We start from the raw sequence: 14,965 nt of genomic DNA, 5'->3' as shown, positions 1-14,965 counted from the left end.
GATGGCTAGTCAGATAAATCAATTAATAAGCATCAAGACGATGCTCAGAAAATAGAAAAAATTATAAGAGGTGGAAAATTTGAGTAATATCAAACTAATCCCACTTGGCGGTGTTCGAGAGAATGGTAAAAATTTATACATCGTAGAAGTGGACGAAGAAATATTTGTATTTGATTGTGGGTTAAAATACCCAGAAAATGATTTGTTAGGAATCGATATCGTTATTCCAGATTTCAGTTATTTAATTGAAAATAAAGACAAAGTAGCAGGTGTCTTTTTAACACATGGTCATGCGGATGCTATTGGAGCACTACCGTACTTACTTGAGAACATAGATGTTCCAGTATTTGGTACAGAATTAACAATTGCGTTAGCAAAAATCTATGTTGACGAGTACCCAGGGTCTAAGAAATTTAGTGATTTTCATGAAATTGATGAGTTTACTGAGATTGATTTTGAGGGTGGCACAGTAAGTTTCTTCAGAACAACTCATACTATTCCTGATTCAGTGGGGATTTCTCTTAAAACTAAAGAAGGTAACATCGTTTACACAGGTGACTTTAAATTTGATCATAGTGCTATTCCAATGTATCAAACAGACTTTGCTCGTTTAGCTGAAATTGGTAAAGAAGGCGTCTTAGCATTATTAAGTGACTCTACTAATTCAGAAAACCCGATGCAAGTGGCGTCAGAACGCGAAATTGCTGAGGAAGTTTATGATACATTACGTTACTGGGAAGGTCGCATTATTGTAGCCAGCGTGGCGAGCAATATTCAACGTATCCAACAAGTTTTAGATGCAGCTCACCGTTCACTTAGAAAAGTGGTGTTAACAGGTGAAGATTTAGAAAAAATTGTCCGTACAGCAATTAAAATTGGTAAAATCGAGTTGCCAAGTGAAGACTTAATTATTGATATGAAAGACATGTCTCAGTATCAACCGGAAGAATTACTAGTACTTGAAACAGGTAAAACTGGAGAGCCAATTAAAGCTCTACAACGCATGGCAAGTGCCCGCACAAGAGGCATTAATATTTCAGAAGGCGATTTAGTTTACTTAACAACAACACCGTCAATCGCAATGGAAACAACAGTTGCTAAGACAGAAGATATGATTTACCGTGCTGGTGGAACTGTAAAATCTATTTCAGATAACTTCCGTGTATCTGGTCATGCTAATCCAAATGATTTAAAATTAATGTTAAATCTTATGAAACCTAAGTACTTTATCCCGATTCAAGGGGAATACCGTACGCTAGCGGCACATGCTGATTTAGCTCACGAATTAGGTATAGATTATAAAAATATCTACATCACAGGACGTGGCGATATTCTAGAATATGCTAATGGTCGTATGCATATGGCTGGTTCGACAGATGCTGAGAATATCATGATTGATGGGTTAGGTGTAGGCGATATTGGTAATATCGTATTACGTGACCGTCGTATTTTATCAGAAGATGGTATCTTCATTGCGGTGACAACAATTAACCGTAAGCAACAGAAAATAGTATCTCGTCCACAAATTACGTCAAGAGGATTTGTTTATGTTAAAGAGAGCAAAGACTTGATGAAAGAGAGTGCAGCAATTGTAGAAGATATTATTGCTGAAAACCTTAAGAGTAATGATTTTGAATGGGCGAAGTTGAAACAAGACATTCGTGATCAATTAAGCCGTTATTTATTTGAACAAACAAAACGTAGACCTGTTATTTTACCAGTGATTATGGAGACAAGCCAACGTCAATATCAAAATAAAAAACAATCATAGTAGTGACAAAAAATCTTATTCAGCAGTGCGTGGATAAGATTTTTTGTTATATTATAATTAAAAAAAGGGGAAAGTTAACTTGGAAGAAAAACATAGCTATTATCACCATCGTTGGATTATTTTAACGGCGATTGGTTTATTTACCTTCATGTCTACATTAGACGGAAGTATCGTTAATGTCGCATTGCCGACTATTTCAGATGATTTAGGAGTGAAGATGAATCAATCGGAGTGGGTCGTATCGATTTACCTGATGACTGTTTGTGCGTGTCTGTTATTATTTGGTAAGATTGGTGACAGTAAAGGGAAAGTAAAAATTTTTAAATTAGGAACGGTTATCTTTGTAATAGGGTCGTTACTATGTGGGATTCCAGGTTCGTTAACATTGCTATTGGTTTCACGGATTGTTCAAGCTGTGGGAGCAAGTATGACGATGGCGACAGGAACAGGGATTATTACAGAGGTGTTTCCGCTTAGTGAACGAGGTAAAGCGCTTGGGTTAATGGGCTCATTCGTTTCTTTAGGGTCAATAACAGGGCCAGGTGTAGGTGGCATGATCTTGCATTCGCTACACTGGTCATACATCTTTTGGATCAATGTCCCAATTGGTATTATCACAATTTTAATTGGTCAAAAATATCTTCCTAAAGAATCTATAAAATCAGATAAAAAAATTGACATAGCTGGTTTTACAACATTTGCAACTTTTATCATGGCATTTTTTGGTGGTATTTTCATCGGACAAGAAATAGGGTTTAAGCACGTTTCGGTACTAGGACTAATTGCAATTTCTCTTGTAAGTTTAGGGCTATTTATCAAAATTGAAGGACGTGTAGAAAATCCATTAGTCAAGTTCTCTATATTTAAAAATAAAATGTTTACGATGAGCTTATTAACAGCCTCACTCATTTTTGTGAGTAACTTCTTTGCTAATGTGATAGTGCCCTTTTATTTACAAAATAATAGAGGGTTATCCCCTAGTAAAGCAGGAATGTTGATGATGGTCTTTCCATTGGTAATGGTTATCGTAGCACCGATTAGTGGGATGCTCTCTGATAAAGTAGGACCTATGATTCTGTGTTTAATAGGTTTAGGGATTTTAACAGTTTCGCAATTTTGTTATATGTTAATCGGAGAAACAACACCACTTGCACTTTTTGCGGTAATTCCAGCACTTATGGGCTTAGGAAATGCTCTTTTCCAAGCACCTAATAATGCAATTGTCATGAGTAGTGTTGAGGTGAAGGATTTAGGGATTGCAGGAAGTTTGAATTCACTTGCGCGTAACTTTGGAATGGTGGTAGGTATTTCGGTTTCAACAACGATCTTATATAGCTCGATGAGTTATAAGTATGGCTCTCGTGTGACAACCTATTTAACGGAACGTCCTGATATTTTTATTTATGGCTTGCGTGTAACCTATTTTGTTTCATTTGCGATTTGTTTACTTGCTTTCTTTATGACAGCTTGGCGCTACGTTAAAAATAAGAGGGATGCTTAGTTAATTGACACCTGATATTGTATAAGTGAAACCGATATTTTTTTGTTATTTAAGGCCACAACCTATATAATAGTATTGACGACTAGATAGCCAAATCACATCAAAGAAAGACAGGAACTGATGGCAATATAAAGGAGTGAGCGTCTGATGGCAACAAAGCACGATCAGATTTTAGAGTATATTGAAAGCCTACCTGTAGGAGAACGAATTTCTGTTAGAAGTATCGCTAAAAACTTAAGCGTTAGTGAGGGAACGGCCTACCGTGCCATTAAAGAGGCAGAAAGTACAGGTCTTGTTTCCACGATTCAACGTGTAGGAACGATTCGGATTGAACGCAAAATGAAGGGGAATTTTGAGCGTCTAACCTTTGGTGAAGTCGTAAAAATCATCGAAGGAAAAGTATTAGGCGGTGAAACAGGTTTAGAAAAAACATTATCTAAATTTGTGATAGGTGCCATGACAAAAGAAGCCATGAACCGTTATATAGAACCAGGATCGTTGATGATTGTGGGGAATAGGGAAGAAGTACAGGCTTTAGCATTAGAGAAAGGTTCTGCTGTTCTTATTACAGGTGGGTTTGAAACAACTCCGGAAATAGTAGCCTTAGCTAATGAAGTAGATATGCCGATCCTAAGCACAACCTATGATACATTTACAGTAGCGACAATGATAAATAGAGCGATGAGTGACCAACTTATCAAAAAAGATATTATGTTGGTGGGAGATATTTACACTAACTTAGAAAATACGCGTTACTTATATACAACAGATACCTTATCTGATTATCGTAACTTATCTGATAAAACGAATCATACAAGGTTCCCAGTAGTTAACAAAAGTTTACGCGTTTTAGGTGTTATTACGGCGAAAGATGTGATTGGAAAACAAGACAGTCAAACATTAGATAAAGTTATGACAAAAGAGCCAACTAGTGTAAAAAAACATATGAGTGTGGCCAGTGTGGGGCATTCAATGATTTGGGATGGCTTAGAGATGATGCCGGTTGTAGAAGATGATTTATCTTTACTAGGTATTATTTCACGACAAGATGTGATGAAAGCAATGCAAATGGCTCAACGTCAACCGCAAGTCGCTAATACAATTTCTGATGAAGTGTCTTCAGAAGTAACAACATTATCGACAGATATAACTAATAATAATGTGAGATTTGGCTTTACTGTTACGCCGCAAATGGTAAGTACAGTTGGAACGATTTCCTTTGGCGTATTGAGTGAGATTGTTAGTAATGTGTCACAACGTATGATGTATTTACATCACCGCCGTAATGTTGTAATAGAACAAGTGAATCTTCATTATTTCCGTTTGATTCAAATTGAAAGTGAACTGGATATTCGTCCTAGAATTTTGGAAATAGGACGACGTTCAGCTAAGTTAGATATAGAAGTTTATTTAGAAAATGCCATAGTTGCTAAAGCAATCGTTATATGTCAACTCATGGAAAAATCATAAGAAAAAGGTGCCATTATGACCATTCAAGAAGAAATATTAAAAAAGATAAAAGAGTATCAAAAAATTATTATACATCGTCACCAAAGTCCAGATCCAGACGCATTGGGTTCACAAGGTGGACTAGCTGAAATTTTAAAAGCGAGTTTTCCTGAAAAAACAATCCTAAAGGCCGGTGGCAGTGTTAATGATTTAGGGTTCTTAATTCATATGGATGAGGTACCTAAAGAAGAGTACGAAGGAGCTTTAGTTATCGTCACAGATACAGCCAATGCTCCGAGAATTAGTGGAGAGCTTTACGCTAATGGTGAAAAGTTGATTAAGATAGACCATCATCCTGATGATGAGCCGTATGGTGACTTATCATGGGTTAATACAGGGGCAAGTAGTTGTAGTGAAATTATCTACGATTTTTACGACCAGTTCCAATCAGAATTAACATTAACAGATGAAGGGGCTCGCTTGCTTTATGCAGGTATCGTTGGTGATACGGGACGCTTTATGTACCCTTCGACAACACCGCATACCCTGCAAGTTGCATCTAATCTGAGAGAGTACGATTTTGATGCACCATTATTGAATCGTCAAATTGCAGAGATGCCACTTAAAGTTGCGAAGTTATCTGGGTATGTTTTACAAAACCTTGAGATGGATGAGTCAGGTGCAGCCCGTATTGTTTTACCACAAAGTATTTTATTAGAAAATGATGTTTTAGATAGTGAAACATCTGCTTTGATTCCTTTAGCAGGTCAAATTGATAACGTAGTCGCATGGGGATTGTTCGTGGAACAGCCTGAAGGGAATTATCGTGCACGTTTAAGATCGAAAGGCCCAGTTATTAATACGATTGCTAAAAAGCACAATGGTGGCGGACACCCGTTAGCCAGTGGTGCTAAAGCAGTAGATTTAACTGAAGTAGATGCTATGTATCAAGAAATTATTGAAGCCGTAAAAGAATATAATTAAAAAAATGCTGAGACGCCTGTCTCAGCATTTTTTTAGTTTGTATGTTCTTCTAATTCAAGGCTAGCGTCTTCCCATTTTTCTAATAAACTTTCTTGCTCTGCCTCTAAGGCAGTAAGTTCTCTTTGGAGGTCCATTAGTTTTCCTGGGTCGTTGATGTGTTCAGGTGAACTCATGTTTTCTTGAACGGCTGTTGTTTTGTCTTCAATTGTAGCAAGTTGTGCCTCTATATCATCAATAACGCGTGTGATGCTTCTGATTTTACGTTGTTCTTCTTTTGATTGGTAGAAGGCGTTTTTTGAAGAAGAGGGTATTGAAGCTGTTTCAGGATTTTTTTTCGCTTCTTCAGCTAATTTTAATTGTGCGATTTCTTCTTCTTCTTTTTTCTTTTCAACGTAATAATCGTAGTCACCAAGATATAATTTACTTCCATTTTCTGATAACTCTACGACCTTCGTTGCAATGCGATTAATGAAATAACGGTCATGAGAAACAAAGAGTATGGTTCCTTCATAATCGATAAGTGCATTTTCAAGCACTTCTTTACTGTCGATATCCAGATGATTGGTTGGTTCATCGAGAATTAAGAAGTTTTCTTTATTCATCGCGAGTTTAGCTAGAGCAACACGTGCTTTCTCGCCACCGCTTAATTGAGGGACTGTTTTTTCTACATCTTCTCCTGAGAATAAAAAGCTTCCTAAAATTGAACGAATATCTTTTTCAGGTGTAGTAGGGTGTTCATCCCAAAGTTCTTGAAGAACTGTTTTATTAGAACGTAAATTAGCCTGTTCCTGGTCGTAGTAACCGATTGAGACATTTGTACCTAAGTTAACTTCACCATTAAGTAAGGGAAGTTCTTTAATGAGTGACTTAAGCAGAGTTGATTTTCCAATACCATTAGGTCCGACTAGAGCAATGGCTTCTTGTTTACGAATGTCGAGATTAACAGGTGAGCATAAAACAGTCTCATCGTAGCCGATAGCTACATCTTCGGCTTGTAAGACGATATTACCCGATTGCTTTTCAATAGAAAATAGGAAACGAGCCGATTTTTCATCTCCTAGAGGTTTATCCAATCGGTCCATTTTTTCTAATTGTTTACGACGACTTTGTGCGCGTTTAGTCGTGCTGGCACGCGCTAAGTTACGAGCGACGAAATCTTCTAGCTTATTAATTTCGGTTTGTTGTTTCTCAAATGCTTTTTGGTCAGAAAGAAGTTGTTCTTCTTTTAAGACTAAATAACGAGAATAGTTTCCTTTATAACGTGTTATCTTACGTCGCGATAAGTCATAGATTTCATTAACAATCTTATCTAGGAAATAACGGTCATGAGAGACGATTAAAATAGCACCACGATAATTTTGTAAATAGTTTTCTAACCACGCTAGAGTTTCTATATCTAGATGGTTAGTAGGCTCATCTAAAATCAGTAGTTGTGGTTTTTCTAATAAAAGTTTAGCAAGAGCTAAACGTGTTTTTTGACCACCAGAAAGACTAGCAATATCACGGTCATAGAAAGTTTCATCAAAACGAAAACCATTTAAAACAGCTTTGATTTCAGCTTCATAGCCATAACCATTTTGTTCGTTAAAATCATGTTGCAGTTGGTCATATTCTTTTAAAACACGGTCATAGGCATCGGAATCTTCCATAATGTCTGGATAACCAAGTTGTTCCTCTAAATGATGCAGCCTTTTTTCGACTTTTCTTAGGGCTTCGAAAGCGGTTAGCATCTCGTTCCAAATGGTTTGAGCGCTGTTAAGACCTGTATGTTGATCCAAATAGCCCATGCTTAAATTTTTAATTTTAGAAATGGTTCCTTCATCAGCAGGGTCAATTCCTGCAATGATTTTTAAAAGTGTTGATTTTCCAGCACCATTTCGTCCAACAAGAGCGATTCTGCTATTATCTTGTATTTCCATTTGTATGTTTTCAAAAAGTGTGTCGCCACCAAAATGACGAGCGACTTGATTAGCTTGTAGTAAAATCATAATATCTCCTCTTTGCTTCCTTATATGATATCTAGTCTAGCATATTTATCTGAAAAATTGTTGAATATGTACCACAGCTTAATAAAAAAAAATTCACAAGTTGAGACAACTAAATTGCTTTTATTACTATAATACTGGTATCATATTAAAGTAACAGTGTAGCTGTCACGTTTCTAGTGAAAATAAAGGCTTTGTTTGAAAGCAAACAAAGCATCGGAATATAGCAATAAGTGTTATATATTATAGGGGGATTATTATGAAGAACACAGTAATACCAAAAGCAACAGCAAAACGTTTGCCGCTTTATTATCGTTATTTAAAAGTGTTATTAGATTCAGGTAAAACAAAAGTATCATCTACAGAGTTAAGTGAAGCAGTAAAAGTGGACAGTGCAACAATTCGTCGTGATTTCTCGTATTTTGGAGAATTAGGTAAAAGAGGTTACGGTTATGATGTTGAAAGTTTGTTAGAATTCTTCTCAAAAACATTAAGTGAAGACCGTTTAACTAACGTTGTCTTAGTGGGTGTAGGGAACTTAGGGAATGCCTTATTAAAATATGGTTTCCATCATAATAATAATATTCGTATCAGTGCAGCATTTGATGTACGTGAAGATTTAGTAGGGCGTATTGTTGATGGGATTCCTGTTTATCCAATGAGTGATATGGAAGAGCAAATCAAACAACAGCAAATCGAGATTGCTATTTTAACAATTCCAGCTGAAAGTGCACAAGATACTGCGAATTTATTAATTGATGCGGGGATTAAAGGGATTATGAACTTTACACCTGTCAGATTAAATACACCATCAAATGTTCAAGTCCAAAGTATAGATCTTACTAATGAACTTCAAACATTGATTTATTTCTTAAATCATTATACAAAAGAAGAAGAATAAAAAAATGACTATCCTACAAGGATGGTCATTTTTTTGTATTAAATTAAAGCTAACTGGATAACGATAACAAGTGTATTCATGCAACAATGAGTGATGATAGACGTCCAAATGTTACCAGTCAATTGATACAAGTAGTACAGAGCCATTCCCATTGCAAAATAGACTAAGATATGACCATCTGCATGAGCGATAGCAAATAAAAATGAACTAAAGCAAGCGGCTAATAGTGGCGTGATATAGTTTGACAAGACCCCTGTAATAGCACGTCTGAAAATAAATTCTTCCATAATAGGGCCAGCAATACTAACAGTCAAGATGAAAATAGGAGACATTTTGATCATTTGCATAATGTTTTCTGTATTTTCAGACTCGGGTGTAGCTCCTATGAAGAGTTGTTCAATCATGCCAGCAATTGTTTGTGAAAAGAAGGCTAGGATAATCCCAATTAAACCAATTTTAATGACATGTTTAAGTGGTGTATTTTTGCCACGTTCGATAACAGGTAGTTCTGTTAATCGAGGACTTAAGTAAATCATGATACTTGCACCAATGACATAAGTCGCAGCAGAAAACATAATAACTTGTTGCGGATTAAATTTTAAAGGTAATGCAAGAAGTGGTGCGAAGAAAATTAAACAATACGTCAAAAGGTTGACGGTCAAATATTTTTTTAAACTCATAACTAACTCCTTTATTTCTAGTGATATGGGTTAGTATATCATAAAGGATTTAACGTGCGATTTATTTTTTTAAGATTATGACATAATACTTGCTAAACTTTAAAAAAATAGGTATGATAATAAAGGAGTTAGCACTCATGGGGTGTGAGTGCTAACTCAAAAAGAAAACACTTTAAAATTATTAAAACGGGAGGAATTGACAATGTTAAAACCATTAAGTGATCGCGTTGTAATCGAAGTATTACAAGAGGAAGAAGTGACAGCAGGAGGCTTAGTCTTAACATCTGCGGCAAAAGAAAGACCGCAAACAGGGACTGTTGTAGCAGTTGGCCCAGGACATTTACTTGAAAATGGCACTAGAGCAGCGCTTTCTGTTAAAGAAAATGATAAAGTGTTATTTGAAAAGTACGCAGGGGCTGACGTGAAACACGAAGGTAAAGATTACCTAATCGTTCACGAAAAAGATATCATTGCGATTGTTGACTAATTAAAACAAATTTAAATGAAACACAAACATAACTAAAAAATAATTATTGAGGTGAAGGAAAATGGCTAAAGATATTAAATTTTCAGTAGATGCACGTGCATCAATGGTTAAAGGTGTGGACACATTAGCAGATGTTGTAAAAGTAACTTTAGGACCTAAAGGACGTAACGTTGTTTTAGAGAAAGCATTTGGCTCACCACTTATTACTAACGATGGTGTGACGATTGCTAAAGAAATCGAATTAGAAGACCATTTTGAAAATATGGGTGCAAAACTAGTATCAGAAGTAGCATCTAAAACAAATGATATTGCAGGAGATGGAACAACGACTGCGACTGTCTTAACTCAAGCAATTGTTCGTGAAGGGCTTAAAAACGTAACAGCGGGTGCTAACCCAATCGGTATTCGTCGCGGGATTGAATTAGCAACTAAAGCTGCCGTTGAAGAATTACATGCTATCTCTAAACAAGTGGATTCTAAAGAATCAATTGCACAAGTAGCGGCAGTTTCTTCAGGTTCTGAAAAAATCGGAGAGTTGATCTCTGATGCAATGGACCGTGTTGGAAATGATGGTGTTATTACAATTGAAGAGTCTAAAGGAATTGAAACAGAATTAGATGTTGTAGAAGGTATGCAATTTGATCGTGGTTACTTATCACAATACATGGTGACAGATAATGATAAAATGGAAGCTGTTTTAGAAAATCCATATATCTTAATCACTGACAAAAAAATCTCTAACATTCAAGAGATTGTGCCATTATTAGAACAAATCTTACAACAAAATAAACCATTATTAATCATTGCTGATGATATTGATGGAGAAGCATTACCAACACTTGTCTTAAACAAAATCAGAGGAACATTCAATGTTGCAGCGGTTAAAGCTCCAGGCTTTGGTGACCGTCGTAAAGCAATGTTAGAAGATATCGCTGTTTTAACTGGTGGAACTGTTATTACTGAAGATTTAGGTTTAGAATTAAAAGATACGACACTAGAATCTTTAGGTACAGCTCGTACTGTAGTAGTTGATAAAGATAGCACAACAATCGTTGAAGGCGCTGGAGATAAAGATCAAATCGCGGAGCGCGTTAACTTCATTAAAATTCAAATGGCGGATACAACGTCAGAATTTGACCGTGAGAAATTACAAGAGCGTTTAGCTAAATTATCAGGTGGCGTGGCTGTAGTGAAAGTCGGAGCACCAACTGAAACAGAATTAAAAGAACAAAAATTACGTATTGAAGATGCATTAAATGCCACACGTGCCGCAGTAGAAGAAGGTATCGTATCTGGTGGTGGAACAGCCCTAGTAAATGTGATGAGTCGCGTTGCTTCTATTGAAGCAGATGGCGATGAAATGACAGGGGTTAATATCGTATTACGCGCATTAGAAGAGCCTGTACGCCAAATTGCAAACAATGCTGGACTAGAAGGTTCAGTTGTTGTAGACAAGCTTAAACAAGCTGAATTAGGCCAAGGATTCAATGCTGCGACAGGTGAATGGGTAGATATGATTGAATCAGGTATCGTAGACCCAACTAAAGTGACACGTTCAGCGTTACAAAATGCTGCAAGTGTTGCGTCACTTATCCTAACAACTGAAGCTGTTATTGCTAATAAACCAGCAAGTGACAGTCCAGCTGGCATGGGTATGGGCGGCATGGACCAAATGGGCGGTATGATGTAAGACTAAAAAAGCAAGGACCTCATGAGGCCCTTGCTTTTTTTATGACTTAAAGAGTGGTTTAAGTAGGGTGTAGAGAGAGGTATAGTGGTCATCGAAAAGGCTATCTTTTAAATAAATAAAATAAAAATTATGAGCAGTTTCGAGTGAACGCAGTGGAATACGTCTAAGTTTTTGTTTTTCTAAGTCTTCTCTCACGACCGTTTCATATAAAAAGGTAATACCATGATTTTCAGCAACCAAGTTTTTGGTTGTCGGTAAATCACCTACGGATAAAAGGCGTTTAAAATCATGTACCGTACTATTTTGTTCGGCTAGTAGATGTTCTAAAATAAGTCGAGAACCGGAACCTGTTTCTCTAATAATTAAAGGAAATTGATATAAGTCATCAATAGAGTAAGTTTGTGTAGTATCTAGCGAAAAGGAATTCCCACAAACACCGATAAAAGGTTCTGTACTTAGTTTGTGTGCCGTAAAAAGTTCTTTCGGAAAATTGCCTTCAACAAGCGCAAAATCAATCTCACCAGATTGGAGTTTTTTGATAATATGGTGAGTATTTTCAACATGACAGGCAATATCAGATTCAGGATATTCTGTAGTTAAGGTGGTCATAAGTTGTGGCAGATAGTAGTCACTGATGGAGAGTGTCACTGAAAAATTAAGAGGCACACTCATGGTATCGGATGTCGCAACTTCAAGTTCGATTTTTGAAATCTGTGCTTTAAGGTTAATAAGATAATCATAAAGTTTTTGACCACTTGGCGTTAAAGAGAGTTGTCGTTGGTGATAGCTCACTAATTTAGTGTCATATCGCTCTTCTAGCCATTTGATATGTTGGCTGACCGCAGGTTGTGTAATGAATAATTTTTCTGCTGTTTTAGTGTAATTTTTTTCATGACATAAGGTTAAGAATGTTTCGAATCGAGTATCTAACATAGTTCCTCCATAAGTTTAATTTATAGAACTATTATAATATATAATTTATTTTTATCAATAAATCATGCTAATCTAATAGTAGTTAAATTAACAAGGAGAAAGGTTAGAGGAACTATGATGAAGTTAGCAAAAGAAAATTGGCAAGGTGTAGCAGTTTGCGTGGGACTAGCCCTTGTTGCTCAGGAAATCGGAAAGCTATTTCCAAAAATCGGAGCAGCTTTATTTGCCATTATTTTAGGGATTATTTGTGGGAATACGATATTTAATAAGCCTACATTAGCGAAAGGCGTTAAATTTTCAGAGAGTAAGTTACTAGAAATTTCGATAGCTCTTACAGGGCTAACCTTGAATTTGACTGATGTGATGAGCGTTGGCGTGAGAGGTGTAGCTTTTATTGCCATACAGATGACAGGGACCATCTTTTTTACGTATCAGTTAGGAAAATTACTCGGCTTCAATCGTAAATTCACACTGTTGATGTCTGCGGGAAATGCAGTGTGTGGGTCATCAGCTATTGGGACAGTTAGTCCTATTGTTGGAAGTGATGAGAAGGATAAAGGAATTTCGATTACAATAGTTAACTTGACAGGGACTATTTTGATGGTTGGGCTGCCCGTTTTGACTAGTGTTCTCTATCAACATGATACGTTGCAAACTAGTGCGATGATCGGTGGTGTCTTGCAGTCAATAGGACAAGTTATTGCCTCAGGTAAGTTAGTAAATGATCCAGTGACAGAGATGGCGACTATTTTTAAAATTATTCGTATTATTTTCTTAGTTGTCGTAGCGCTTGTATTTGCTAAAATGAATACAAATGATGATACAGCACCATTATTTAGCAAAAATGAAGCTAAAAATCGGACAGGAAAAGTAGGGATTCCGTGGTTCATCAAAGTCTTTTTCTTAGCGTGTCTTTTAATGTCTTTAGCGGTCGTACCAGAGTCAGTCTCATTCGTTGCCAAAAAAATCAGCAATCAATTTGAAATTATTGCTTTAGCAGGTATTGGGATGCGTGTTAAATTTAAGGACTTAGTTAAAGAAGGACCAAAATCGATGGGCTATGGTTTGTTAGTTGGGACGTCACAAGTGATACTTGCCTATGTTTTAATAAAAATCCTCCTTTAATTATATAAACAAAAAGGAAACGCTTGCATTTTTGTGGGAATGGTGTTAGATTAGGAAGGTGTGAGAGAACTTATATAATTAAATAAAGAGCAGACTATATGTACAGGTGGGTGGGCTATACGCTATCCGTCTGTCTTTTTTTGTTTGTGAGATTAAAGGAGAGATTAGTTTGGAAGAAAAAGCAGTCAACATGAAGCAAGAGATTTTGGCAGGACTTACCGCTTTTTTTGCGGTATCCTATGTGATTATTGTTAATTCAATGATTTTAGCAGAAGCGGGTATTAGACCAGAGCTGAGTGTATTTGGTACTATTTTGATTTCAGTTATTGGGTGTCTAGCTATGGGATTTATTGGAAAAGTTCCGATTGTCTTAACAACAGGGATGGGAGTGAACTCGTTTTTCACCTATACATTGGTTTACTCATTAAAGTTAACATGGCAAGAAGCGCTAGCTGCGAGTTTCTGTGCGAGCTTGATTTACTTAGTAGTAGCTTGTACACCACTTGCTCAGATTTTAATAGAAGCTGTTCCAGAGAGTTTGAAACATGCGATTACAGCAGGGATCGGTATTTTCTTAGTATTAGTCGGCCTTGAAAATGGTGGCATAATTGTTCGTGGTGAGCATACCTTTATGGAGCTTAATTCGTTCCAATCACCGGTGTTACTTTTAACGTTAGCCTCACTTGTGATTACACTTATCTTACTATTGAAAAATGTTCAAGGTAGCTTTTTCATTGGGATTATCATTACAACGATTTTTGCTAATGTCTTTAATTTAGTGCCAAAGGCGGACAGTCTGTTTTCGTTATCAGCGATTAGTGAGTATCCTCAAATTGTTGCTAAAATGGATTTTTCGAGTATTCTTTCTACTAAATTTATTTTAGGGACGTTCTCTTTAGCAATGATTTTAATTTTTGAATCAATGGGATTATTTAATGGGTTATTACCTGATTTAAGCGATAAAGACTTCAAACGTGCCTTTAGAGTGAATGGTTTTGTTATGTTATTATCAAGTGTTCTTGGAACAAGCCCAACTATCCCTGCGGCGGAAAGTTCAACTGGGATTCAACAAGGTGGTAAAACAGGTCGTACTGCTATTACAGTAGGTATTCTGTTCATCGTTGCCTTCTTTGCAATTCCGTTATTAACCTTCATTCCAAGCTCAGCTTTAGCGCCAGTTATCATCATTACAGGTTGCTTGATGATGCAAAATATTCAACATCTTAATCTAAATGATTTATCTGATTGGTTCCCAGCCTTCTTGATGATTGTCTTAATGGCCTTCTCAATGAGTATTTCAGATGGTCTAGCATTTGGTTTTGTGTCTTACCCAATTGTAAAAGTGATTGTTGGCGAGGGTAAAAAGATTTCTAAACCAATGTGGATGATTTCATTCTTCTTCTTATGTTACTTAATTGCTAAAATATGGATTTAAATAAAAGAGTCTGTCTCAAAATGA

At 36.4% G+C, this 14,965-nt stretch carries 12 protein-coding genes; 9 read left to right on the top strand and 3 right to left on the bottom strand.

Annotated elements, in window-relative coordinates; translation table 11 throughout:
• The first annotated feature begins 79 nt into the window (after positions 1 to 79).
• The 4 genes from CBF31_RS06475 (at position 80) to CBF31_RS06460 (ending at position 5,705) form a co-directional block, all read left to right on the top strand.
• The gene (locus CBF31_RS06475; RefSeq protein WP_126831568.1) at positions 80 to 1,771 is read left to right on the top strand and encodes a ribonuclease J; all 1,692 of its coding nucleotides are present in this window, start codon (positions 80 to 82) and stop codon (positions 1,769 to 1,771) included.
• A gap of 79 nt (positions 1,772 to 1,850) precedes the next feature.
• Entirely contained in the window at positions 1,851 to 3,272 is a 1,422-nt protein-coding gene (locus CBF31_RS06470; RefSeq protein WP_245977936.1) for an MFS transporter, read from the top strand.
• Positions 3,273 to 3,419: 147 nt separating this feature from the next.
• Positions 3,420 to 4,742 (top strand): DRTGG domain-containing protein, encoded by a 1,323-nt coding sequence (locus CBF31_RS06465; protein WP_126831567.1) that lies wholly within the window; start codon positions 3,420 to 3,422, stop codon positions 4,740 to 4,742.
• 15 nt (positions 4,743 to 4,757) lie between these two features.
• On the top strand, positions 4,758 to 5,705 hold the full coding sequence (locus tag CBF31_RS06460; protein ID WP_126831566.1) for a DHH family phosphoesterase: 948 nt from the start codon (positions 4,758 to 4,760) through the stop codon (positions 5,703 to 5,705).
• Positions 5,706 to 5,737: 32 nt separating this feature from the next.
• Here the strand turns inward: CBF31_RS06460 and CBF31_RS06455 are convergent, their stop codons facing one another.
• Positions 5,738 to 7,693, bottom strand: a complete 1,956-nt coding sequence (locus CBF31_RS06455; RefSeq protein WP_126831565.1) for an ABC-F family ATP-binding cassette domain-containing protein — start codon at positions 7,691 to 7,693, stop codon at positions 5,738 to 5,740.
• Between the two features lie 256 nt (positions 7,694 to 7,949).
• On the opposite strand from CBF31_RS06455, the gene CBF31_RS06450 reads away from it, so the two are divergent.
• On the top strand, positions 7,950 to 8,591 hold the full coding sequence (locus CBF31_RS06450) for a redox-sensing transcriptional repressor Rex (protein WP_126831564.1): 642 nt from the start codon (positions 7,950 to 7,952) through the stop codon (positions 8,589 to 8,591).
• Positions 8,592 to 8,629: 38 nt separating this feature from the next.
• Here the strand turns inward: CBF31_RS06450 and CBF31_RS06445 are convergent, their stop codons facing one another.
• A complete protein-coding gene (locus CBF31_RS06445) occupies positions 8,630 to 9,271 on the bottom strand; it encodes a CPBP family intramembrane glutamic endopeptidase (RefSeq protein ID WP_126831563.1) in 642 nt (213 codons plus the stop codon).
• 202 nt (positions 9,272 to 9,473) lie between these two features.
• On the opposite strand from CBF31_RS06445, the gene groES reads away from it, so the two are divergent.
• Together groES and groL are read left to right on the top strand one after the other, a co-directional pair.
• Positions 9,474 to 9,758 carry a co-chaperone GroES gene (groES, locus tag CBF31_RS06440; protein WP_126831562.1) on the top strand — a complete coding sequence of 95 codons (285 nt, stop codon included), beginning with the start codon at positions 9,474 to 9,476 and terminating at the stop codon, positions 9,756 to 9,758.
• A 61-nt stretch (positions 9,759 to 9,819) separates the two neighbouring features.
• Positions 9,820 to 11,448 carry a chaperonin GroEL gene (groL, locus tag CBF31_RS06435; protein WP_126831561.1) on the top strand — a complete coding sequence of 543 codons (1,629 nt, stop codon included), beginning with the start codon at positions 9,820 to 9,822 and terminating at the stop codon, positions 11,446 to 11,448.
• Between the two features lie 39 nt (positions 11,449 to 11,487).
• Here groL and CBF31_RS06430 read toward each other — a convergent pair whose 3' ends face one another.
• Complete coding sequence (locus CBF31_RS06430) at positions 11,488 to 12,381, bottom strand: LysR family transcriptional regulator (RefSeq protein ID WP_126831560.1); 894 nt, start codon at positions 12,379 to 12,381, stop codon at positions 11,488 to 11,490.
• 117 nt (positions 12,382 to 12,498) lie between these two features.
• Here CBF31_RS06430 and CBF31_RS06425 point away from each other — a divergent pair, with 117 nt between their 5' ends.
• On the top strand, positions 12,499 to 13,506 hold the full coding sequence (locus tag CBF31_RS06425; RefSeq protein WP_126831559.1) for a YeiH family protein: 1,008 nt from the start codon (positions 12,499 to 12,501) through the stop codon (positions 13,504 to 13,506).
• Positions 13,507 to 13,675: 169 nt separating this feature from the next.
• On the top strand, positions 13,676 to 14,941 hold the full coding sequence (locus CBF31_RS06420) for an NCS2 family permease (protein ID WP_342775174.1): 1,266 nt from the start codon (positions 13,676 to 13,678) through the stop codon (positions 14,939 to 14,941).
• Positions 14,942 to 14,965: the final 24 nt, after the last annotated feature.

Origin of the sequence: Vagococcus fessus, from assembly GCF_003987565.1 — a bacterium.
Lineage (GTDB): Bacteria > Bacillota > Bacilli > Lactobacillales > Vagococcaceae > Vagococcus_D > Vagococcus_D fessus.
This window is presented reverse-complemented; position numbering and strand designations above follow the sequence as displayed.